At 75.9% G+C, this 22,385-nt stretch carries 19 protein-coding genes; 5 read left to right on the top strand and 14 right to left on the bottom strand.

What is annotated here, in order from left to right; all coding sequences use genetic code 11:
- Window positions 1-12 precede the first annotated feature (12 nt).
- Genes mtrA through kynA form a run of 6 tightly spaced genes read right to left on the bottom strand, consistent with a single transcriptional unit; the run spans window position 13 to window position 7,101 of the window.
- Window positions 13-690, bottom strand: a complete 678-nt coding sequence (gene mtrA / locus FB476_RS05560) for an MtrAB system response regulator MtrA (RefSeq protein ID WP_141817898.1) — start codon at window positions 688-690, stop codon at window positions 13-15.
- A 53-nt stretch (window positions 691-743) separates the two neighbouring features.
- Window positions 744-2,255, bottom strand: coding sequence for an adenosylhomocysteinase (gene ahcY, locus FB476_RS05555; protein WP_141817897.1), 1,512 nt, complete (start codon window positions 2,253-2,255; stop codon window positions 744-746).
- Window positions 2,256-2,303: 48 nt separating this feature from the next.
- Window positions 2,304-3,785, bottom strand: coding sequence for a mycothione reductase (locus tag FB476_RS05550; protein WP_141817896.1), 1,482 nt, complete (start codon window positions 3,783-3,785; stop codon window positions 2,304-2,306).
- A 19-nt stretch (window positions 3,786-3,804) separates the two neighbouring features.
- Window positions 3,805-4,881 (bottom strand): DNA polymerase IV, encoded by a 1,077-nt coding sequence (locus FB476_RS05545; RefSeq protein ID WP_202876911.1) that lies wholly within the window; start codon window positions 4,879-4,881, stop codon window positions 3,805-3,807.
- A 19-nt stretch (window positions 4,882-4,900) separates the two neighbouring features.
- Entirely contained in the window at window positions 4,901-6,175 is a 1,275-nt protein-coding gene (locus FB476_RS05540; RefSeq protein WP_141817895.1) for a kynureninase, read from the bottom strand.
- On the bottom strand, window positions 6,172-7,101 hold the full coding sequence (kynA, locus tag FB476_RS05535; protein ID WP_141817894.1) for a tryptophan 2,3-dioxygenase: 930 nt from the start codon (window positions 7,099-7,101) through the stop codon (window positions 6,172-6,174). Before kynA ends, FB476_RS05540 begins: the two co-directional genes overlap by 4 nt.
- Window positions 7,102-7,240: 139 nt before the next feature.
- Between kynA and FB476_RS05530 the strand changes: the two genes are divergently transcribed.
- Together FB476_RS05530 and FB476_RS05525 are read left to right on the top strand one after the other, a co-directional pair.
- Window positions 7,241-7,996: an ABC transporter ATP-binding protein gene (locus FB476_RS05530; protein ID WP_141817893.1), complete on the top strand. Its 756-nt coding sequence runs from the start codon at window positions 7,241-7,243 to the stop codon at window positions 7,994-7,996.
- A complete protein-coding gene (locus FB476_RS05525; RefSeq protein WP_141817892.1) occupies window positions 7,993-9,363 on the top strand; it encodes an ABC transporter permease family protein in 1,371 nt (456 codons plus the stop codon). The genes FB476_RS05530 and FB476_RS05525 overlap by 4 nt, the downstream gene beginning before the upstream one ends.
- A 6-nt stretch (window positions 9,364-9,369) precedes the next feature.
- Here FB476_RS05525 and FB476_RS05520 read toward each other — a convergent pair whose 3' ends face one another.
- Genes FB476_RS05520 through FB476_RS05505 form a run of 4 tightly spaced genes read right to left on the bottom strand, consistent with a single transcriptional unit; the run spans window position 9,370 to window position 12,740 of the window.
- Entirely contained in the window at window positions 9,370-10,659 is a 1,290-nt protein-coding gene (locus FB476_RS05520; RefSeq protein ID WP_141817891.1) for an SIS domain-containing protein, read from the bottom strand.
- Window positions 10,660-10,674: 15 nt separating this feature from the next.
- Entirely contained in the window at window positions 10,675-10,884 is a 210-nt protein-coding gene (locus FB476_RS05515; RefSeq protein WP_141817890.1) for a Trm112 family protein, read from the bottom strand.
- A 1-nt stretch (window position 10,885) separates the two neighbouring features.
- On the bottom strand, window positions 10,886-12,310 hold the full coding sequence (locus tag FB476_RS05510; RefSeq protein WP_141817889.1) for a phosphomannomutase/phosphoglucomutase: 1,425 nt from the start codon (window positions 12,308-12,310) through the stop codon (window positions 10,886-10,888).
- A gap of 52 nt (window positions 12,311-12,362) precedes the next feature.
- On the bottom strand, window positions 12,363-12,740 hold the full coding sequence (locus tag FB476_RS05505) for a DUF3499 domain-containing protein (protein WP_141817888.1): 378 nt from the start codon (window positions 12,738-12,740) through the stop codon (window positions 12,363-12,365).
- 84 nt (window positions 12,741-12,824) lie between these two features.
- Here FB476_RS05505 and FB476_RS05500 point away from each other — a divergent pair, with 84 nt between their 5' ends.
- Window positions 12,825-13,211 (top strand): metallopeptidase family protein, encoded by a 387-nt coding sequence (locus FB476_RS05500; protein ID WP_238329563.1) that lies wholly within the window; start codon window positions 12,825-12,827, stop codon window positions 13,209-13,211.
- Window positions 13,212-13,280: 69 nt separating this feature from the next.
- On the opposite strand, the gene FB476_RS05495 is transcribed toward FB476_RS05500, so the two are convergent.
- The 3 genes from FB476_RS05495 to FB476_RS05485 are packed head-to-tail and all read right to left on the bottom strand — an operon-like array spanning window position 13,281 to window position 19,008.
- The gene (locus tag FB476_RS05495; protein ID WP_141817887.1) at window positions 13,281-15,365 is read right to left on the bottom strand and encodes a DUF5719 family protein; all 2,085 of its coding nucleotides are present in this window, start codon (window positions 15,363-15,365) and stop codon (window positions 13,281-13,283) included.
- Window positions 15,362-18,691 (bottom strand): glycosyltransferase, encoded by a 3,330-nt coding sequence (locus FB476_RS05490; protein ID WP_141817886.1) that lies wholly within the window; start codon window positions 18,689-18,691, stop codon window positions 15,362-15,364. The genes FB476_RS05495 and FB476_RS05490 overlap by 4 nt, the downstream gene beginning before the upstream one ends.
- 47 nt (window positions 18,692-18,738) lie before the next feature.
- Window positions 18,739-19,008 carry a WhiB family transcriptional regulator gene (locus tag FB476_RS05485; RefSeq protein ID WP_141817885.1) on the bottom strand — a complete coding sequence of 90 codons (270 nt, stop codon included), beginning with the start codon at window positions 19,006-19,008 and terminating at the stop codon, window positions 18,739-18,741.
- Between the two features lie 245 nt (window positions 19,009-19,253).
- On the opposite strand from FB476_RS05485, the gene cofD reads away from it, so the two are divergent.
- Window positions 19,254-20,246: a 2-phospho-L-lactate transferase gene (gene cofD, locus FB476_RS05480; protein ID WP_141817884.1), complete on the top strand. Its 993-nt coding sequence runs from the start codon at window positions 19,254-19,256 to the stop codon at window positions 20,244-20,246.
- Window positions 20,243-21,292: a coenzyme F420-0:L-glutamate ligase gene (cofE, locus tag FB476_RS05475; protein WP_202876909.1), complete on the top strand. Its 1,050-nt coding sequence runs from the start codon at window positions 20,243-20,245 to the stop codon at window positions 21,290-21,292. The genes cofD and cofE overlap by 4 nt, the downstream gene beginning before the upstream one ends.
- A gap of 57 nt (window positions 21,293-21,349) precedes the next feature.
- Here cofE and FB476_RS05470 read toward each other — a convergent pair whose 3' ends face one another.
- A complete protein-coding gene (locus FB476_RS05470; RefSeq protein ID WP_141817883.1) occupies window positions 21,350-22,276 on the bottom strand; it encodes a DNA-3-methyladenine glycosylase family protein in 927 nt (308 codons plus the stop codon).
- Window positions 22,277-22,385 lie beyond the last annotated feature (109 nt).

Genomic DNA, 22,385 nt, shown 5'->3' with positions numbered 1-22,385 from the left:
GCGACCGCCGCCTCAGGGGTGGCCGGCCTTGTAACCGACACCACGGACGGTCACCACGATCTGGGGGTTCTCGGGGTCCTTCTCGATCTTGGACCGCAGCCGCTGCACGTGGACGTTGACCAGGCGGGTGTCGCCCGCGTGCCGGTAGCCCCAGACCTGCTCCAGCAGCGACTCGCGGTCGAAGACCTGGGTCGGCTTGCTCGCGAGCGCCACGAGGAGGTCGAACTCCAGCGGCGTGAGTGGGATGCGCTCGCCGTGGCGGGTGACCTCGTGCCCGGCCACGTCGATGACGACGTCGCCGACCTGCAGCCGGCCGTCGTTGCCGGTGTCGACCCGGCGCAGGCGCGCGCGGATGCGGGCCAGGAGCTCCTGCGGCTTGAACGGCTTGACGACGTAGTCGTCGGCCCCCGCCTCCAGCCCGGCCACGACGTCCTTGGTGTCGGTCCGCGCCGTGAGCATGACGATCGGCACGCCCGACTCGACGCGCAGCTGGCGGGCCACCTCGATCCCGTCCATGGTCGGCAGCATGACGTCCAGCAGGACCAGGTCGGGCCGCAGCTCGCGGAACATCGCCAGCGCCCGCCCGCCGTCGGCGCAGGTGGCCACGTCGTAGCCCTCCTTGCGCAGCACGATGCCGAGCATCTCGGCGAGGGCCTGGTCGTCGTCGACGACGAGAACGCTGGCGGTCACGGCTCCTCCTGGGGCTGGACGGTCGGGTGGTCGGGCGCTGGCGCCCGGGTCGGTCAGTAGCGGTAGTGGTCCGGCTTGTAGGGGCCGGCGACGTCGACGCCGAGGTAGGCGGCCTGCTCCTTGGACAGCTCGGTGAGGTCGGCGCCCACGGCCTCGAGGTGCAGGCGCGCGACCTCCTCGTCGAGCTCCTTGGGCAGCGTGTGCACGCCGAGCGGGTAGTCGTCGGGGCGGGTGAACAGCTCGATCTGGGCCAGCACCTGGTTGGCGAAGCTGGTGGACATGACGAAGCTGGGGTGCCCGGTCGCGTTGCCGAGGTTGAGGAGGCGGCCCTCGGAGAGCACGATGATCGAGCGCTCGGGGCGGTCCACGCCGTCCACGCTGTCGGCCGGCAGCGTCCACTCGTGGACCTGCGGCTTGATCTCGGTGCGCTGCACGCCGGGGATCCGGGCGAGGCCGGCCATGTCGATCTCGTTGTCGAAGTGGCCGATGTTGCCGACGACCGCCTTGTCCTTGAGCCGGCGCATGTGGTCGGCGGTCACGACGTCCTTGCAGCCGGTGGCGGTCACCACGAAGTCGGCCTGGTCGACGACGTCCTCGAGGCGCGCCACCTGGTAGCCCTGCATGGTGGCCTGCAGCGCGCAGATCGGGTCGATCTCGGTGACGATCACCCGGGCGCCCTGGCCACGGAGCGCCTCGGCGCAGCCCTTGCCGACGTCTCCGAAGCCGCAGACCACGGCCACCTTGCCGCCGATGAGCACGTCGGTGGCGCGGTTGATGCCGTCGACGAGGCTGTGGCGGACGCCGTAGACGTTGTCGAACTTGGACTTGGTGACCGAGTCGTTGACGTTGATCGCCGGGAAGAGCAGCTGGCCGGCCTCGTGGAGCTGGTAGAGGCGGTGGACGCCCGTGGTGGTCTCCTCGGTCACGCCGCGCAGGCCGGCGGCGACGTCGGTCCACCGGGTGGGGTGGGCGGCGAGGTCGGCGCGGACCGTCTCGAGGATGACCTTCCACTCCTCGGGGTCGCCCTCCTGCGGGGAGGGCACGGCACCGAGCTGCTCCCACTCGCGCCCCTTGTGCACGAGCAGGGTGGCGTCGCCGCCGTCGTCGAGGATCATGTTGGGGCCCGCACCGGCGTGGTCCGGCCAGAGCATGATCTGGGTGGTGCACCACCAGTACTCCTCCAGCGTCTCGCCCTTCCAGGCGAAGACCGGGACGCCCTGCGGGTCCTCCGGGGTGCCGGTGGGGCCGACGACGACCGCGGCGGCGGCCTCGTCCTGGGTGGAGAAGATGTTGCAGGAGGCCCAGCGCACCTGGGCGCCGAGGGCCACGAGGGTCTCGATGAGCACGGCGGTCTGCACCGTCATGTGCAGCGACCCGGCGATGCGGGCGCCGGCCAGCGGCTGGGAGTCCGCGAAGCGCTCGCGCAGCGCCATGAGACCGGGCATCTCGTGCTCGGCGAGCCGGATCTGGTGGCGGCCCTGCTCGGCGAGGCCCAGGTCGCGGACCTTGTGGGGCAGCGCGGTGCCGGTCGACGGCTGGCCAGGAGTGCTGGTCGGAGCAGACATGCGCCTCATGCTACGTGGCGGACCTGCCCGTTCCCGCAGCAGCGGCGGTCAGGACGCCTCGCCCTCGGGGTCGTAGTCGGCGGTGGCGTCCCGGTAGGGCGCCACCTCCAGGCCGAGGAGGGCGTTCTCGACCACCTCGGACAGCGCCGGGTGGATCCAGTACTGCCCCCGGGCCAGCTGGGAGACGGTGAGCGGCCCGGTGGGACCGCCCAGGCTCAGCGCCTGGATGAGGGGCTGGATCAGGCTCGAGGAGTGGGGGCCCATCGCGTGCGCGCCCAGCAGCTGCCCGGTGCGCCGGTCGGCGACCACCTTGAAGAGGCCCGTCGTGTCCTCCATCGCCCAGCCGTAGGCGACGTCGCCGTAGCGCTGGGTCTTGGTCGTGACGTCGTGGCCCCGCTCGCGGGCCTCGTCCTCGGTGAGGCCGACGGTCGCGACCTGCGGGTCGGTGAAGACGGCCGCCGGGACGTAGCGGTGGTCGAAGGACTGCAGCGCGTCGGGGTGCACGAGGTTGTGCGCGACGACGCGGGCCTCGTGGTTGGCGACGTGCTTGAGCTGGTGCGGCGAGCTGACGTCGCCGAGCGCCCAGACGCCGGGGGCGCTGGTGCGTCCGTGCTCGTCGACCTCGACCCGGCCGTCCTCGCGGACCCGGACCCCGGCCGCGTCGAGCCCGAGGCCGTCGCTGTTGGGCACGCGCCCGGTGGCCACGAGGAGCAGCTCGCCGGTGACGACCGTGCCGTCGGCGAGATCGAGCTCGACGCCCTCCCCGCCGCGGCGGACGGCCTGCGGCTCCGCGTCGGTGTGGACGTCCCAACGGGTCCGGGCGAGGTCGGTGAAGGCCTGCGACAGCTCGGCGTCGAGCGCGCGCAGCAGGCGGCCGGTGCGGGTCACGACCGAGACCCGCACCCCGAGGGCCGAGAAGACGTGGGCGAACTCCGCGGCGATGACGCCGCCGCCGACGATGACCATGCTGGCCGGCAGCTCGTCGATGCGCATGACGTCGTCGGAGGTGGAGAACGGCACGCCCGAGTCGGCGATCACCTGCGGGACGCGCGGACGCGAGCCGGTCGCGACGACGACCTGGTCTCCGCTGATGCGCTGGACGCTGCCGACCTCGTGACGGCCGCCGGGCAGGGTGATCTCGACCTCGAGCTCGCGCTCCCCCACGAAGCGGGCCGACCCGAGGTAGGCCTCGGTGTGGTCGGCGTCGCGCCGGTAGGCCAGGCCGCCGTCGCTGATGGGGTCGATCCGGCCGAAGATCCGGTCGCGGACGTCGCGCCACCGCACCCCGTCGAGGGTGGCGTCGATGCCGAAGCGGCCGGCGTCGCGCACGGTCTGGGCGACCTCGGCGGTGTAGACGAACATCTTGGTCGGGATGCAACCCACGTTGAGGCAGGTGCCGCCGAAGGAGGCGCGGCTGCCGCTGCCCCGGTCCACCACGGCCGTCCGGCTGTTCTCGAGGTCCGGGGTGACCAGGGAGTTGCCGGAGCCGCTGCCGATGATCACCAGGTCGTAGTGGGTGCTGTCCGTCACCCTGCCAGGGTAGATGGCGCTACCAGGCGGCTCTCGTCGGCGTCGTCCCCTCCCGCGAGCCCGGCGGCATCGCCATCTCCGCGGAGACGCCGAGCAGCCGCACCGGCCGGCCCGGCTCGAGACGCTCGGCGAGCGCCAGCCACGCCCGGGTCGCCTCCTCGCGGTCGGAGGTGGGCGGGATCTTGCGCCCGTGGGTGCGGGTGAAGAAGGGTGCGTAGCGCACCTTGAGCCCCACCCGCACGACCGGGCGCCCCTCCGCCGCCACGTCGTCGAGCACGGCCGCGGCGAGCCGGCGCACCTCGTCCCGCAGGACCTCGGGCTCGGAGACGTCCTCCTGGAAGGTGTGCTCCCGGCTGTGGCCCCGCGCCACCCACGGGGTGTCGTCGACCTCGGAGGCACCCTCGCCCCGGCCCAGCTGGCGGTACCAAGGACCCATGCGCGGGCCGAACTCCCCCGCGAGCAGCTCGGGGTCGGCGTGCGCCAGCTCGCGGACCGTGCCGATGCCGAGCCCCTCGAGGCGGGCGGAGATGCGGCGCCCGACGCCCCACAGGTCGATGACGGGGCGGTCGCCCATCACGGCCAGCCAGTTCTCCCGGGTGAGCCGTAAGACGCCACGCGGCTTGCCGAACCCGGTCGCGATCTTGGCCCGCACGGTGGTGTCGCCGATGCCGACCGAGCAGTGCAGCCGCGTCCGCTCGAGGACGTCGGCCCGGATCCGCTGCGCGAGGGCCTCGGGGTCGTCGGTCGTCGCGCCGACGAAGGCCTCGTCCCAGCCGAGCACCTGGACGCGGGCGTCGGGCAGGGCCCGCAGGGTCGCCATCACCTCGGCGGAGGCCGCGTCGTAGGCCGCGTGGTCGACGGGCAGGAAGACCGCCTCCGGTGCCTTGCGCGCGGCGACGCGCAACGGCATACCGGAGCCGACGCCGAGCTCGCGCGCCTCGTAGGAGGCGGTGGCGACCACGCCCCGCTCGGTGGGGTCGCCGCGGCCGCCCACGACGACCTGCCGGCCGGCCAGCTCGGGCCGCCGCAGCACCTCGACCGCCGCGATGAACTGGTCGAGGTCCACGTGCAGCACCCAGCGGCGCGGCTCGCCCATGGTCGGCCCCCGCGGCGCCTCAGGAGAGGCGCTCGAGCTCCTCGCGGACGGCGACCAGGCCGTCCCAGACCTCGGTGAAGCGGGTGGACAGCGGCGCCAGGCCCAGCCGCAGGCCGTCGGGCGCGCGGAAGTCCGGGATGACGCCGCGCTCCCACAGCTGCTGGTTGACGGCCCGGAACTGCGGGTGGCGCAGCGTGACGTGCCCGCCGCGCCGCTCGTGCTCGCGCGGGCTGGCGACGCTCACGCCGAGCTCGGCGGGCCAGGCGTCGACGATCGCCAGGGCCAGGTCGGTGAGCTGCAGCGACTTGGCGCGCACCGCCTCGATCCCGGCCTCCTCGAGCATCTCCAGACCCATCCGCAGCGGGACCATGCCCACCACCGGCGGGGTGCCGCTGACCAATGACCGCACGCCGGCCTCGGGCAGGTAGCCCTGCGCCATCGCGAACGGGTCGCGCCGGCCCATCCAGCCCTGGATCGGCTGCCGCAGGGTCGGTATGTCGTGCAGCCGGGCGGAGAGGTAGGCGTGGGCGGGCGCGCCGGGTCCGCCGTTGAGGTACTTGTAGTCGCAGCCGACGGCCGCGTCCCAGCCCCAGGCGTCGGCGCGGACCGGTACGGAGCCGGCGGAGTGGCAGGTGTCCCAGAGGACGAGCGCGCCGGCCTCGTGGGCGACCGCGGTGATCGCCTCGGCGTCGGCGATCCAGCCGGAACGGTAGGCCACGTGCGACAGGAGCACCACGGCCGTGGCCGGGCCGACGACCTCGCGCACCTGCTCGGGCGTCACGCCGGCGGCGGTGTCGACGTCGATCCAGCGCAGCGTCATGCCACGCTCGGCGGCCACGCCCTCGGCGACGTAGCGGTCGGAGGGGAAGTTGTCGCGGTCGAGGACGATCTCGGTGCGCGCCGGGTCCAGCGCGAGCTGGTGGTCGGCGAGCGCCCGCAGCAGCTTGTAGAGGAGAACCGTGGTCGAGTCGGCGACGACGGTCTGGCCCGGGGCGGCGCCGAGGGCGGCCCGGCCGACGAGCTCGCCGACCTCCTCCGGCCACGACATCCAGGCCTCGTCCCAGCTGCGGATGAGCCGGGTGCCCCAGTCCTGGCGGACGAACTCGGCCATCCGCTCGGCGACGCCGACCACGGGCCGCCCGAGGGAGTTGCCGTCGAAGTAGGCGACCACACCCTCGGCCCGCTCGAAGCGGTCGGTGTAGGCGGCCAGCGGGTCGGCGGCGTCCAGGGCAAGGGCGTCGGCGCGGGTCGGGGCGCCCGCCGTGGCGAGCACGGTGGTGTCCTGCTGGGTCATCGGGGCTCGCCTCCGTGGTAGCCGTCGGGGGTGACGTCCTGGATGCGGGTGCGGACGTCGTAGAGCTCGGGGAAGAAGGTCAGGTCGAGGGCGCGGCGGAGGAAGGGCACGCCGGAGGAGCCGCCGGTGCCGCGCTTGGAGCCGATGATGCGCTCGACCGTCTTGAGGTGACGGAAGCGCCATACCTGGAAGTTGTCCTCGACGTCGACGAGGTCCTCGGCGACGTGGTACTCGACCCAGTGCCGCTCCGGGTCGGCGTAGACCGTCGCGAAGAGGTCGACGACGCCCTCGTGCGCGACGTAGGGCTGCGTGACGTCGCGGTCGAGGACCTCCTGCGGCACCGGGTGCCCCTGCCGCGCCAGCCAGCGCAGCACCTCGTCGTAGAGGCTCGGCTCGTGCAGCAGCCGCTCGAGCTCGCCGTGCACCTGCTCGTCGTGGGCGAAGACGCGGAGCATGTCGGGGTTCTTGTTGCCGAGGGAGAACTCGACGGCGCGGTACTGCCAGGACTGGAAGCCCGATCCGGTCGCCAGGAAGGACCGGAAGAGGGCGTACTCGCTGGGGGTCATCGTGGCCAGCACCGACCACTGCTCGGTCAGCGTGTGCTGGATGTGCTTGACCCGCGCGAGGCGCTTGAGGGCCGGCTGCAGGTCGTCGGAGCGGATGAGGTCCCGGGCCGAGGACAGCTCGTGCAGCATGAGCTTGAGCCACAGCTCGGACGTCTGGTGCTGGATGATGAACAGCAGCTCGTCGTGGCGGGGCGGGACGGCTCGCGGGTGCTGCGCGGAGAGCACCGACCCGAGGTCGAGGTACTCGCCGTAGGAGAGGTTGCGGGAGAAGTCGCGCTCGATCCCGCTCTCGAGGTCACGCACCGAGCGGGTATGACGTGCGACCGGGTCGTCGTCGCGGTCCTGGGCGGCGTTGCTCACGGGTCAGAGTGTGGCACACGGCCCCTCCCGCCCCGACGGGTCCGCCGGTGTCCCTGCGACCGTGGTCGCACCCCCGCCGGAGCAGGTTCAGCCGGCGGTCGGACGTGCCGTGCGGGTCGGTCCCGCGACGGTGGATGGCATGACGCACCCGACCCCGAGCTCCGCCCCGCACCCGACCCCCGCCGGACCGTCCCGCACGACGGCCGCTCCGGCCCTCTCGGCCCGCGCGCTGACCAAGACCTACGGCCCCACGCTCGCCCTCGGCGGCGTCGGCCTCGACCTCTTCCCGGGCGAGGCGGTCGCCGTCATGGGAGCCTCCGGCTCGGGCAAGAGCACCCTGCTGCACTGCCTGGCCGGCGTGATCTCCCCCGACTCCGGCTCGGTCGTCCTCGACGACCCGCGGCACGGACGCCAGGACCTCAGCGGCCTCGACGCCGAGGAGCGGGCCGCCGTCCGGCTGCGCAGCTTCGGCTTCATCTTCCAGCAGGGTCTGCTGCTGCCGGACCTGACCGCGGTGGAGAACGTCGCGCTGCCGCTGCTCCTCGGCGGCACGGACCGCTCCGCGGCGACGGCCAGGGCGGCCGCCTCGATGGCCGCCCTCGGCCTGGCGGGGCTGGAGGAGCGGCGCATCGGCCAGCTCTCCGGCGGCCAGCAGCAGCGGGTGGCGATCGCCCGGGCGCAGGTCGCCGACCCGGTGGTCGTCTTCGCCGACGAGCCCACGGGCGCGCTCGACTCCGCGACCTCCACCGAGGTGATGGCCGCGCTGCTGGCCAGCACCCGCGACCGGGGGCGCACGCTCGTCGTCGTCACGCACGACCCGGGCGTCGCGGGCACCTGCGACCGCGTCCTGCACCTGTCCGACGGCCTGGTCGTGCGCGAGGAGAGCCTGCGATGACCACGCTGCGCACCCTCGCCCCGCTCCTGCTCCGCGGCGACGACCGGGAGCGCCTCGGCCAGCTGCTGCCGGTCGCGGCCTTCGCCGTCGTGACCGCCCTGACCCTCACGGTCGCCGGTGGCGCCGAGTTCTTCCTCCACCTCGACGAGGTGCCCGGCGCCGACCCCACCTACCAGGGGGTCTACACCGCGCTCGCGCTCTTCGCGCTCGTCATCCTCGCGGTGCCGCTCGTCTCGCTGGCCGGCTCCGCGGTGCGGCTCTCCACCCGTCGCCGCGACACCCGTCTCTCCTCGCTGCGCCTGCTCGGCGCGCCGCGCTCGCTGCTGGTGCGGCTCAGCGTGCTGGAGGCGGGCGGGCTCGCCGCGGTGGGCGTCCTGCTGGGCGTCGTGGGTCACCTGGCGCTGTCGCCGGTCGTCGGGCTCGTGCCCTTCCTCGGCGGCCCGATCGGCGCGGCGGCCGTCGTGCCCTCCTTCCCCGTCGCGCTGGCGACGGTGCTGGTCCTGGTGGGCACCGCGGTGGTCGCCTCCGCCCTCGGGCTGCGCCGGGTCGCCATCACGCCCCTGGGGGTCCGCACCCGGCAGGTGCCGGCCGCGGCCTCCTGGGTGCGGGCGCTGGTCGCCGTGGCGGTCCTCGCCTCCGGCTACGTCCTCGCCAACCTCGCGGGCTCGCTGGGCTCGCTGATCGCCGCGATCGCGGTGATCCTCGTGGTCTTCGCCATGGGCATGGCGGTGCTCGGCGTGGTGGGCCCGTGGGTGCTGCGGGTCCTGGCCCGTTCCTGGCTGCGCCGTGGCGGCTCCGGGCCGCGCGCGGTGACCCGGCTGCTGGCGGCCCGCACGGTCCTGGACGACCCGAAGGCCGTGTGGCGGCAGGTCTCCGGTGTGGCGATGGTGTCCTTCACGAGCGTCGTCGTGGGCGTGGGCCTGGCGCTGACCGACGCGGCCTCCGCCTCCGCCCCCGCCGGGTCGGACGCGATGCTGCTCGACGACATGCGCACGGGCGTGCTGCTCACCATCGCACTGTCCTTCCTCACGCTGGCGGCCGCGATCACCGTCCACGCCGCCGCTGAGGTCTTCGACCGCAAGGACATCTACGTGGCCCTCGAACGGCTGGGCACGCCGCGTGCGGCCCTGGAGTCGACGCGCCGCGCCGTCGTCCTGCGGCCGCTGGTGGCGGTATGCCTCGTCTCGGCCGCGGCGGGCGGGCTGCTCGTGCTGCCGCTCGCGGGGATGGCGCTGCTGCTCTCGCCGCTCACGCTCGCCGCGATCGTGGGCGCGCTGGTCCTCGGCCTGCTGGTCGTGCGGGTCGCGGTCGGCACCACGGCGCCGCTGCTGCGGCAGGTGCTGGCCGCCCCCGAGCCCGTCGTCTGACGCGGGTCAGCTCGTGCGGTCGCGCAGGTCCGCCACGTGGGGGCTGACCGAGGGGTCGAGCCCGAGCCCGAGGGCGAGGTAGGTGGCCGTGAAGTCCACCATCTGCACGTGGTCGGCGAGCCGGACTACCGGGTCGCCGGCCCCGGCCCGGGCCTCCATGACCTTGACGCCGGCGTCGCGGGCGGTGGTCAGCACCGCGTCGGTGAGGGTCTCGGTCTGGACCGACTCGGGGGTGGGGACCTCCGGAGGCGCGTCGCGCAGCATGAGCAGGCCCAGCTGCGGCGGCGCAGGGCCGTCGAGGTAGGGGTCGGCGAAGAGGTCGCGACCGGCCGTGCCCTCCGGGCCCCGGGCGCGCTCCATGAGCTCGCCCTCGGGCTCGGCGAAGTGGTGCGGCTCCCAGCCGCTCGTGTCGATGTCGCCCAGGCGGATCCGGCCGTCGTCGTAGGTGCCCGGACGGCGCCCGCCGATCGCGGTGTAGGGGCCGTCGAAGCAGGCCACGATCCCGCTCGCGGCGTCGGGCAGCTCGCCCCAGAGGGCGGGGATGCGGGCCGTGCGGGCCAGCATCGAGGACGCCCGGGCGGCGGCGACGCCGCCCAGGGGCCCGTCGCCGAGCACCACCGGCACCGTCTCGGCCAGCTGCACGGCGAGCAGCTTGGCGGGGTTGACGAACGACTCCGAGGACGGTCGCAGCTCCTCGGCCCGCTCGTCGAGCCGGTCGGCGACCTGCTCCAGCGCCCGCTGCGGGGCGTCGAGCAGCCCGAGCCGGTCGGCACCGACGAGGACCGGGGTCAGGAGCGTCCACAGCGCGGTGCGCGAGCTGATGCGCTCGCGGCCCACCCCGACGTGGATGCCCCGTGCCCGGCGGGTCACCTCCGCCAGCGGGGAGTCGTCGAGGCCGACCGTGAGCAGCGAGGCACCGCGACGGGCGGCCTCGGCCGCGACCGCGAGCGGCCCCGGCGCGCGGCCGGAGAGCGAGACGGCGACCACGAGGTCGAGCGGGCCGACCCACCCGGGCAGGGGCAGGTTGCGGCGGGCCTGGACCGGCACCGGGGAGCCGGGCTCGGCCAGCAGCTCCAGGATCTCGGCCACGATCGAGCTGCCGCCGATGGCGGCGACGAGGACCGAGCGCGGGCGCTCCTGCTCGGCCAGCCGGTCGATGCCGGCCTCCGCTCCCAGGTAGAGCGCCTCACGGACCTGCGCGCCGGCGGAGGCGAGGGCGCGCAGGGTGGCGCGGGAGTCCTTGCGGCTCAGCTCGTCGGGGTCGTCGAGGAGGGCCTCGTCGATGTAGGGGGCCACCGGAGCACCGCCCTCTCAGACCGTGACGACCGTGGCGTCGTCGGCCAGCAGGACCGGGATGCCGTCCACGACCGGATAGCGCCGGCGCTGGCCCTTCCCGCCGCAGTCCTCGGCGCACTGCAGGGCGGGAGCGCCCTGCTCGTCCTCGACGTCGACCAGCGGGTGCAGCCCCACCGGGCAGCGGAGGATCTCGCGGACCCAGCTCTCGTACTCCGGACGTGCCATGTCAGCTCTCCTGTCGCACCAGTCGCAGGACGGTGTCCCGGACCTCTTCCATCGTGGCTCGGTCGTCGCTCTCCACGTTGAGCCGCAGCAGCGGCTCGGTGTTGCTCGGGCGCAGGGAGAACCACCACATCGGCTCCCCCTCGCGGGTCATCGTGATGCCGTCGAGGGTGTCCGCGACGGCGCCCTGCTCCTCGGCCCAGGCGCGGGCCCGCGCGGTGGCGGCCCCGGCGTCGGCGACCGTGGAGTTGATCTCGCCGGAGGCGACGTAGCGGCCGTAACCCGAGGCCAGCTCGGACAGCGGCCGGTCCTGCTCCCCCAGCGCGGCGAGGACGTGGAGCGCCGCGAGCAGACCGGTGTCGGCGTACCAGAAGTCGCGGAAGTAGTAGTGGGCCGAGTGCTCGCCGCCGAAGACCGCCTCGTGCTCGGCCATGACGGCCTTGACGAAGCTGTGCCCGACGCGCGTGCGCACGGCCCGGGCCCCGGCGCGGGCGATCGTCTCGGGCACGGCGCGCGAGACGATCGCGCCGTGCACGACGGCGACCTCGCCCGCGTCGCGTCCGTCGGCGACCTCCTTGGCGATCTCGCGGTCGGCCACGAGCGCCGTGACGGTGCTGGGGTCGACCACCTCGCCACGCTCGTCGACGAAGAAGCAGCGGTCGGCGTCGCCGTCGAAGGCCAGCCCGAGGTCGGCGCCGTGCTCGAGCACGGCCGCCTGCAGGTCGACGAGGTTCTCGGGGACGAGCGGGTTGGCCTCGTGGTGGGGGAAGGTGCCGTCGAGCTCGAAGTAGAGGGGCACGATCTCCAGCGGCAGGTCGCCGGTGCCGAGCACGGCGGGCACGGTGAGCCCCGCCATCCCGTTGCCGGCGTCGACGACGACGCGCAGCGGGCGGTGGCCCCGCAGGTCGACCAGCGAGCGCAGGTATGCGGCGTAGTCGGCGAGCAGGTCGGTCTCGGTGATCTGCCCGGGGCGCCCGGGCTGGCGCAGGTCGTGCAGGCCGCCCCGGTCGAGGAGCCACTGGGCCAGGTCCCGCACCTCGGCCAGGCCGGAGTCCTGCCCGACCGGCCGTGCGCCGCGCCGGCAGAGCTTGATGCCGTTGTAGCCGGCCGGGTTGTGGCTGGCGGTGAACATCGCGCCGGCCCGGTCGAGCGACCCGCTGGCGTGGTAGAGCCCGTCGGTCGAGCAGAGCCCGATCATCGTGACGTCGAGACCGGAGCCGACGACGCCGGCGGCGAAGGCCCGCGCCAGCTCCGGGGAGGACTCGCGCATGTCGTGGCCGACGACCACGCCCTCCTCGCCCTCGGGCAGGGCGACCACCTGGGCGAAGGCCGAGCCGAGCGCCCGGGCGACGCGCGCGTCGAGCTGCTCGGGGACCAGCCCGCGGATGTCGTAGGCCTTGACGACGTCGGACAGGTTCACGGGGCTCACAGCTGTCAAGAGTAGCGACGGGCCGGACCGGGTCCTCCGGGCCGGCGGCGGCTCAGCGGTCCCGCAGGACGCGCAGGTGCCCGCGCCGGGCGATCTCGGTGACGGTCGCCCCGCCGGTGGCCGCGCCGTCGCGGGCGCCGGCCTCGACGTGGACCACCGAGCCGCGGTGCTCGCGGACGGCGTCGGCGAGCGCGGCGAGGTCGTCGACCGGGGGCCGGGGCTGACCCTCGGGCAGCTCGATGCGCACGACGTCCCAGCCGCGGGGCGCGGTCAGACGTGTCGCGTGCTCCTCGCACAGGTCGTAGGAGTGCGGCTCGGCGTAGGTCGCCAGCGGGCCCAGGACGGCCGTCTGCTCGGCGTAGACGTACGTCAGCGTCGAGGACGCGGGACGCACGCACGTGGTCTTGGAGCACTGGCGAGGGGCTGTCACGGGGTCCACCATAGGACGCCCGCCCGACAAACCGACGGCACCACTCCGTTCCGCGTCGCCCGGGCGGCGGGATACCGTCGGGGCGTGAGCAGGACGAGGGACCGGCACGGGCGCGGGATGCGCGGTCCGCTGGCCTGGCCTCCCCTGCCGCTGATGGCGACCCGGGCCGAGCACTTCGACGACCTGGTGCTCGACGCCGCCGAGTCCCTGGAGCGCCGGCTGGGCCACCCGCTGGGCGTCGAGCTCGCGGTCGAGGACGTCCCGCCCTCCGACCCCGCGCCGTGGGAGCACGGCGTGCCGCTCGGACGCCTCTTCCCGGCCGAGCGCGGCGCCCCCGCGCGCCTGGTGGTCTACCGCCGGCCCGTGGAGCAGCGCGCGGCCGACGACGCCGAGCTGGCCTCGGTGGTCCACGAGGTCGTCGCCGAGCAGATCGCCCGCATGCTCGGCCGCGATCCCGAGGACCTGGCCTAGCCCCTCACCGCGTCGGTGGGGCCGGGCGGCGCGTCCTGCCCGTGCGGCGCCTCCCGACCGTGCGGCCGCTCACGGCACGACCGGGCGCACCTGGGTCAGCGACTGGGTCCAGGGCAGGGTGGGCACGGTCGTCGAGGCGACGTAGGCGCCGCGCCCGTCCCGGCCCTCGACGTGGACGGCGGCGACCACGCCCGCCGGCCCGGCACCGACGACCCAGACCGCCCGCGCGTCCTCGGGCACGGGGAGCAGGACGGTGGTGTCGTAGGTCAGCGGCACCGAGCGGGAGGTCTCCTCCCCCTCCTCGTCGACCCACGTGATCCACGCGGTGGTGCCGTCGACGGCGGTGAGGGCGAGCGTTGCCCGGGCACCGGGGACCTGCGACCGGTCCGGCAGCGCCATCCCGGAGGGCGAGGTGGAGGGCACGGTCGCACCGACCCAGGCCAGGTCGCCGGCGGGCCGGCGCAGCGGCTCGCCCTGCTCGGTCCGCCCATCGGGCTCGTCCTGCGGGTCGGGGTCGTCCGTCTCGTCCGGGGAGCTGGTCGCCGAGGCGTCGTCACCGGGCCCGGCGGTCGCGAGGGCGTCGTCGACATCCCCGTCGCCCTGGGTGCCCTCGCTGCCGTCACCCGGGGCCGCGGTGGCCGACGCGGGGTCGAGGATCTCGGGGTCGCGCTCGGCGGGCAGGATCTCGAGGCGCGCGCCTCCGGTCACCGGCTCGTCCGAGCGCAGGCGCAGGGCCGTCGCCCCCTCGGGCAGGTCGGGCAGGGGGACGTCGACGGTGCTCCCCGCCGGGACCCGGGTGACCTGGCCGGCCAGGCGCACGGCCCCGTCAGGGGTGAGGGCCGTGAGGTCGACCACCGCCTGGACGTCGCCCGGAGCGGCGAGGCGCAGCACGACCTCTCCCGTGTCCCCCTCGGGGACGCCCGGCAGGGCCGGCACCACGAGGTCGGTGGCCGGTGCGGCGGAGGGGCCGACGATCTCGGTGCCGCGGTCGGTCGTGCCCTCGCGGTAGGTCTCGGCAAGGTGCGCGACGACGGGCCCGCCGTTCGAGGAGACGGCGAGCACGGGCGCGTCGGCGCCGGGCGCCAGCCCGTCGAGCAGGGCGACCGTGCGACCACCGCCCGGGACCACGATGCCGCTCGCGCCGGTGGTCGGGACCGGGCCCTCGCTGCCCCAGACGGCAACGCTCACGGTGACGGGGTCGGGGCCGGGGTTGCTCAGCACGAGCTGCTCGGTCCGGCCCGGGGCGGCACCGCCGCCGACGAGCCACTGCGTCTCGCCCACCGGGGCGCAGGCGGCCAGGGTGAGTCCACGGCTGCCGGCCTCGGTGCCCAGCCCCAGCTGGCCACCGGCAGCGCCGGGAGCGAGCTCGTCCTGCGCCTCCATCAGCGCCGAGGCCTCGCGGTCGAGGGAGACCCCGACCGGTCGACCCGCGTCGAGCTCGGCGACGGGGCCGTCGGGATCGGACGTGCGGATCACGGAGGCGCCGGGCGGCGGGGCGGGTGTCGTCGGGCCCTCGTCGTCGGGCCCGGCGGTGCTCGCAGCGTCGTCGGGACCAGCGGTGGTGGCCGCGTCCTCCGGGCCGGCGGTGCTCGCCGCGTCGTCGGGGCCGGCGGTGCTCGCCACACCGTCCGGGCCGGCGGTGCTCGCCGCACCGTCGGGGCCGGCCGTCGCGGCCGGGTCGTCCGGGCCCGCGGTGCTCGCCTCGTCGTCAGGACCGGCGGTGGCGCTCGTGTCGTCGGCGGGGGGCGGCACCGCGTCCAGCACCGAGGCCGGGGCGCCCGCCGCCAGCACCTCGTAGCGAGGCCGCGCAGGGTCGTCGTCCCCCGGCCAGGGGGCGGTCCCGGGGCAGGCCAGGGCGGCCGACCGCACGAAGGCACCCTCCTGCGGGTCGGCCGAGCTCGCCGCGAGGTCGGACCGCACGTCGTCGCCGAGCCACAGGGCGGCGTCCGTCGCGCCGGCACCCCAGGCCAGGGCCCCGACCGCCAGGGAGGCGGCACCGAGGCGCCACCAGGGCGACCACGGCACCCGGCGACGCGCAGGAGCACCCCCGGCCTCCTGGGGCGCCGTGGCACGGGTCTCGGGCGCCCCGGGCGCTGCGCCTGCAGGTGCCGCGTCCTCGGGCGAGGTGCCCTCGGGCGGGTCGACGTCGGTCACCGGGTCGTCTCCTCGGGGTCGGCCTCGGCGCGCCCGAACGGCAGCGCGAGGAAGGCGACGGCGCAGGCGAGCAGGGCCGTCAGGACGTGCCAGGGCAGCCGCGGGGTCCGGACCCCGACCTCCACCTCGTGGGTGCCGGCCGGGAGGACTGCCACGCCCTCGGTGTGCACCACGGGGGCGCCGTCGACGTGCACGGTGGCCATCCGGTCCCACCCCGGTCCCTCGGCCACGCGCAGGGTGGCCCCGTCGGGAAGGTCCGCCACCACCCCGGAGGCCGCTCCGTGGGGGCCGGTCGCGTCGAGCCGGGCCAGGACGGTGCCGTCGGTCGCGACGACCCTCGCCCGGGCGGCCTCGTTGTCGGTCATCCGCCACAGCACCTGCCCCTCGGGGCTGCTGACGCGGCTCAGGCCGGGCAGGGCGTCGACCTGGTCGACCAGCGACGAGCCCTCGTCACCGCGCACGAGCACGTAGCCCACCGCGAGGTCCTCCAGGGCGGCGACCGCGGCCGCGGGGCTCTCACGGCCGGTCACCGCTGCGGCGGCCTCCTCGAGGCGTCCCGGCTCGGGGACGGCGACGGCGAGCTCGCCGGCGCGGTCGCGCTGGATCCGGGCGGGCTCGGGCTCGGCGCCGAGCAGGTCGACCCGCACCGACCCGCCCTCCGCGGCACCCTCGGCGACGGGGTCGGCCGCGACGGGCTCGAGCACGAGCGTGCGCAGGGCGCCGGGGCCGCGCGCCTGCTCGGAGGCCACCGCGGGCAGCGGGTCGGCGGCCGAGGACAGGGGCAGGTCGGGCTCGGCGAGGGTGAGCCCCACGGTGGCGAGGCCGGGCAGGAGCACGAGCACGGTGGCCGCGATCCCGGTCGCCGCCAGCGCCACCCGTCGCCCGGCCGGGTGCACCGGCGCGCCGTCGGCGTCCTCGACCGGCACCGAGCGCGACTCCTCGATCAGGGCGCGACGCTCGGCGAGCACCGCCGAGCAGCGGCGCAGGAGGCGGTCCAGCGTCAGGCCGGCGGCGAGCAGCAGGGCCGCCGCCGCGAGCGACAGGAGGGTGCCGGGCCAGGCCGTGACCACCTCACCCGCCTCGGCGTGGCCGGCGGGAAGCACGCCGAGCGCGGTGCGCTGGGCGAGCACGGCCAGCGCGACGAGCACCACGGCGCTCCCCACGAGCACCGCGGCGCGACGGCCGGTGCGGCCGCGCAGCGCGAGAGCCGCGATCGCGACGAGCCAGAGCGGGAGCGCGAGCCACGGCGTCCAGCTGGCGGGGTCCGTGGAGAGCACGGGCGCCGGTCCCCCCGCGGACAGGAGCACGAGCTGCCAGGCGGGGACCGCGCCGGGGAAGACCGCCCCGGCCTCGGTCGCGCCGGCGCCGCCGAGGAGGCGCACCGGACCGCCGACCACGGCCGGCAGCCACGGCAGCAGCAGCACCCAGGGCAGGAGCGCCAGCACCGCACCGCGCCAGCGGGAGGCAGGGCTGCCCAGCAGGAGCAGGAGCAGCCCGCCGAGGGTGGCGGGCAGCAGCACGAGGGGCACCCACTGGGCCGCCAGCGTGACGCCGAGCACCGTGGCGAAGACGGCGGCCGTCCGGCGCACGCCACCCTCGCGGCTGGCCGACACCGCATATCCGGCGACGAGCAGCGGGGCGAGCACGTGCACGACGGCGGGGCCCACGCGTCCGTCGGCCACGGCGGCCGTCAGGGGCGACAGCCCTGACCATCCGAGGGCGACGGCGGCCCGCAGCCAGCGGCGGCGGGTGACCCGCCGCAGGGCGAGGTAGGCGGTGAGCACGGAGGCGGGCGCGGCGGCCAGCAGCAGCCAGCCGAGGGCGACGCCGGCGGTCGCGGGCGCGAAGGCCGTGCCCGGCACCGCCTCGACGGCGCGCGCCAGCGCGGTGAGCTGCACCAACCACGGCTCGGCGACCTCCGCGTGACCGAGGCCGTCGCCGCGCCAGCCGTCGAGGGCCGAGCGCCACAGCCCCTCGGCGGTGGTGTGGGCCGGGCCGAGCTCTCCCCCGGCGACGCCGGGCCCACCGGGGCTCAGCGAGCCGAGCACGGAGCGCCACCGCCAACCGGTGGCGCCGGCGGCGGCCAGGAGCGCGAGCACGAGCGGCCAGCTCCAGAACCGGACGCGGGCACCCTCGCCGCCCAGCTCGGCGAACTCGTCGGAGACGGGGCCGGTCTCGGTGCTGGTGCGGCCACGGCCGGTCGCGGAACCGTCCCGCCCGGTCCGCTCGCGCGGGTCGAGGGCCTCGCCGACGGTGTCGAGGGTGGTGCGCCAGCCGATGGTGGCGGGGACGAAGAGGCCGCGGAGGTCACGGGGACGGACGGTCCGACGGCCGCGGAAGCGCATCCGGGCTCCGAGACCGCGGCCGGGGCGCAGGACCGCGCGCACGTCGGCCCACTCGTCGCCGGCCTCGCGGGGCCGCTTGACGAGGAGCAGCAGGAGCGCCGCCAGGGTGCTGGTCACGGCGATGCCGAGGGCGCGCCAGGGAGCGACCCACGCGGAGCCGCGGGCCAGGGCGAGCTGGCGCTGGCGGATGCGGGTGCGCCGCGGGTCGACGACCCCGAGCCCGGTCTCCCCCTGCTGCACCACGGCGTCGGGGGCCACGACGACCCGCCTGCCCAGGAGGTGGCTGCGCCAGCACAGGTCCAGGCCGGCGACACCGTCGTCGCCGAAGGCGGGGTCCACCCCGCCGGCGTCCTCGAGCAGGTCGCTGCGGACGAGGGACCCGACGAGCGGGACGCCGAGGACGTCCTGGCGCAGGTCGAGCTGTCCCTGGTCGACGAGGGCGGCCTGCCGGGTGTCGGCGGCCCGGCCGCCGACGGTCAGGTGGTGGCCGACGCCGACGAGGAGGCGCGGGTCGTCGAGGCGCACCAGCTTGGGGCCGACGACACCGACGCGGCTGTTGCGCCGGACGGCCCCGACCAGCGCCTCGAGCGCGCCCGGCTCGGGGAGGCTGTCGTCGTGGAGGATCCACAGCCAGTGGTCCTCGCGCACGGGCAGGCCGCGGCGGGCGTCCTCGAGGACGCGCCACAGCGCGGGCTCCCCGGAGGCGGCGTCCTCGGAGGTGAGGGCGAGCGGGTCGCGGGCGAGCAGCGGCACGCGGTCACGGACGACGATCGGGTGCTCCCGCACCTGCGCCAGCTCCTCGCCGTCGGGGTCGAGTCCGGTGACGAGGAGCCGCTGCGGCCGGCGGGTCTGCCGGGCGAGGGCGTCGAGGAGGGGGTCGAGGGCGGGTCCGTCGGGTGAGGTGACGAGGACGACGGTGACGTCGTCCACCCGGGCCCGGACGGGACGGGCTCCGGCCTCGGACCGCGGTTCCGTGGACACGGAGGTCATCGGGTCGCGGTCGCCGGCTGACGTGGCGTGAGCACGCCTCAGACGGCGCGCTTCTTCAGCTTGCGGCGCTCACGTTCGGACAGGCCGCCCCAGATGCCGAAGCGCTCGTCGTGGGCGAGGGCGTACTCGAGGCACTCGGCGCGGACCTCGCAGCCCACGCACACCTTCTTGGCCTCCCGGGTGGACCCACCCTTCTCCGGGAAGAACGCCTCGGGGTCCGTCTGGGCGCAGAGCGCACGCTCCTGCCACGACGCCTCCTCGACGTCGTCCGCCCCGTTCAGCAACGACAACAGCTCCAGCTCGTGCACGGTTCCTCCTCGACCTTCGCAACCATGGCCCGAACGACCATGACGTTCACAACCGTGACCCTCACGACCATGACCACACCTTGTGGACCCACACCCTCGGGCCCACGTCACCTGGCGACCCACCGCGGTCCTGACGCCCGGCTGCCAACGGGACGCAAGATCACGACACCATGAATTACACGCGTGTCATCCCTCCGAGTCAACCCCAGATCTGCTAGACGCAGGGGATTGCCCACAATAGGCGGATGCAGATCACCGTCCTGTCCGGAGGCGTCGGCGGCGCCCGCTTCGTCCGGGGGCTCGTCACCAGCCTCCACCAGCGCGGGGAGGAGGGTGCTGACGATGCCACCGACACCGTCACCGTCATCGGCAACACCGGCGACGACATCACGCTCTTCGGCCTCCGGGTCTGCCCCGACCTCGACTCGCTGCTCTACACCCTCGGCGGCGCCGTCGACGAGACCCAGGGCTGGGGCCGCGAGGGTGACACCCGACTGCTCATGGAGGAGCTCGGGGCCCTGGGCGTCCAGCCGCAGTGGTTCGGGCTGGGCGACAAGGACCTCGGCACGCACGTCGCCCGCAGCCTGTGGCTGGCGCAGGGTGCGACGCTGAGCCAGGTCACCGACCGGCTCGCGCGGCGCTGGGGCCTGCCGGAGCAGGGCGTGCGGCTGCTGCCCGCCACCGACACCCCGATCGAGACGCACGTCGTCGTGCCCGACGGGGACGGCGAGCGCGCCATCCACTTCCAGGAGTGGTGGGTCCGCCACGGGGCCTCCCTCCCTGCCCTGCGCTTCACGGTGGCCGGCCTCGCGCAGGCCGCGCCCGCCCCCGGGGTCCTCGAGGCGATCCGCGGGGCGGACGTCGTGCTCCTGCCCCCGAGCAACCCGGTCGTCTCGATCGGGATCATCCTCGGCGTGCCCGGCGTGCGCGACGCCCTGCGGGGCACCCGGGCCCCGGTGGTCGGGGTCAGCCCGCTCATCGGCGGGCGCCCGGTGCGCGGTCACGCGGACGCCTGCCTCGCGCCGCTCGGGGTCGAGGTGTCCGCGGCCGGCGTGGCCGGGCTCTACGCCGACCTCCTCGACGGCTGGCTCGTCGACGACGCGGACGCCGGGGCGACCTACCCCTCCCGGGTGGCCGTCCGCTCCCTCGACCTGCTCATGCGCGACACCGAGGGTGCGGCGCGGATCGCCGGCGCCGCCCTCGACCTGGCAGCGGAGCTCGCCGGCGGCACCCGGTGACGGCGGGGCTTCCCGGCAGCGTCACCCTCCTGCCGGTCCCCGGCGTGCCCGAGGTCCGGGCGGGCGACGACCTCGCCGGCCTCCTGACGACCGCGCTCTCCGCCCTCGGGGACCTGCAGGAGGGCGATGTGCTCGTCGTCTCCAGCAAGGTCGTCTCCAAGGCCCTGGGCCTGCGCGAGCCCGAGGGCCGTGCCCGTGAGGACCTCGTCCTGCGGCACAGCCGCCGGGTCGTGGCCGAGCGCGCCACCCCCGCAGGGGGCACCACCCGCATCGTCGAGGCGGTCGCCGGGCCGGTCATGGCGGCCGCCGGGCTGGACGCCTCCAACACCGGGCCCGACGGCGGGACGCTCGTCCTGCCCGAGGACCCCGACGCCGCGGCGCGGGAGCTGCACGAGGGGCTGGTGCGCCACGGCGCGCCCGCCCGGGTGGCGGTGGTCCTCAGCGACACCGCCGGCCGCCCCTGGCGCTCGGGGCAGACCGACCTCGCCCTCGGGTCCTGGGGCCTCCGGGTGCTGGACGACCTGCGCGGGGGCACCGACGCCGACGGCCGCCCGCTGGCGGTCACCGCGCGGGCGGTCGCCGACGAGGTGACGGCCGCGGCCGACCTCGTCAAGGGCAAGCTCGGCGGGATCGCGGCGGCGGTCGTGCGCGGCCTGACCGACCACCTCGCGGAGAGCGGCGGGGACGGCGCCCGATCCCTGGTGCGCACCGGCCCGACCGACTGGTTCGGCCTGGGCCGTGCCGAGGCCGTGCGGACGGCCCTGGGTGCCGCTCCCGGCACCGTCGAGGCGGCCACCGTCGGGATCCCGTCGGTCCGGCCCGAGGACGACGAGGACCGCGGCGAGCGCGCCGTGCGGCTCGCCCTGCTCGGGCAGGCCCCGGGCGTCACGGTCACCGGCTCCGCCGCCGAGGGGTATGCCGTGCGCTCCCCCGACCCGGTCCTGGCCGGTCGGGTGGCGGCCCGGCTGGAGGTGGCGCTCGCCGGCGAGCAGGTGGCAGCGCTGGTGGTCGTCGAGCTCGCCGGGGACGCCTCCGCCGACGACTGAGCTTGCCGGCCGGGCGGACCGTCGGCGTCGCGGCCCGGGACGCCCGGAGGACCGCCCTCAGCCGACGGGCAGGTGCCGCCGCGGGGCCATCCGCGGGCCCCGCCGCGGGCGGAAGGCGCCCGAGAGCTCGAGGAGCCGCTGCACCCGGTAGCGCTCCCTGCCGTAGGGGCGGAGGAGCTCGACGAGCCCGTGGTCGTCGACGGGGTGCCCCGTGAGCGCCCAGCCGATGTTGGCGGCGACGTGGTAGTCGCCGAAGCTCACGGCGTCGGGGTCGCCGAGCGCCCGCTGGGCGGTCTCGGCGGCGGTCCAGACGCCGACGCCGGGCACGCTCACCAGCCGGCGCCGCGCCGCGACGAGGTCGAGCTCGGGCAGGTCCTGCAGCCGGTCCGCCAGGCGGCACACCCGCACCACCGTGTCCGAGCGCTGGGGGCTCACGCCGGCGCGCAGCCACTCCCACGAGGGCACCATCGCGAGCGTGGCCGGGTCGGGCGGCACGCGCAGCCCCAGCGCGGCACCCGGGCCCGGGGCCGCCTCGCCGAAGCGCTGGACGATCCGGCGCCAGCCCGAGAACGCCTCCTGGCCGGTGACCTTCTGCTCGATGATCGCGGGGACGAGCGCCTCCATGACGAGCCCGGTGCGCGGCACCCGCCAGCCCGGGAAGCGACGCATCGCCAGCGCCACCGGCTCGTGGTGGGGGACGAAGGCGCGGGCGCCGCCGTCCTCGTCGCCGAGCATGACGGGGAGCCGGTCGACGACCCAGTCGGCGCCCGGGCCCCAGGCCTCGGCGAGGACCACGCCCTCCGACGGCCGGCTCTGCAGACGCAGCGTGGTCGGGCCCCCGGGCGTGCGGATCCCGCGCCACAGGCTGCCCCCGGCGACCCGCCAGGCGGGGTCGCCGGCGCCCCGGCGCAGCGTCCCCCAGGTCGCACCGACGTCGACCTGGTGGGCGGGCCGCCAGGCGCGTCGTGAGGAGCGCGCGGGCACCGTCGTCCGCTGGGGGGCCGGTGTCGCGCGGGAACCTCTCCGGGCACCCGAGGGGCGCGCCGGCTCGACGGCTGTCACAGCGAACCACTGTGCATCGGGCGGCGGTCCG

This window comes from Ornithinimicrobium humiphilum (assembly GCF_006716885.1).
GTDB lineage: Bacteria > Actinomycetota > Actinomycetes > Actinomycetales > Dermatophilaceae > Ornithinicoccus > Ornithinicoccus humiphilus.
This window is presented reverse-complemented; position numbering and strand designations above follow the sequence as displayed.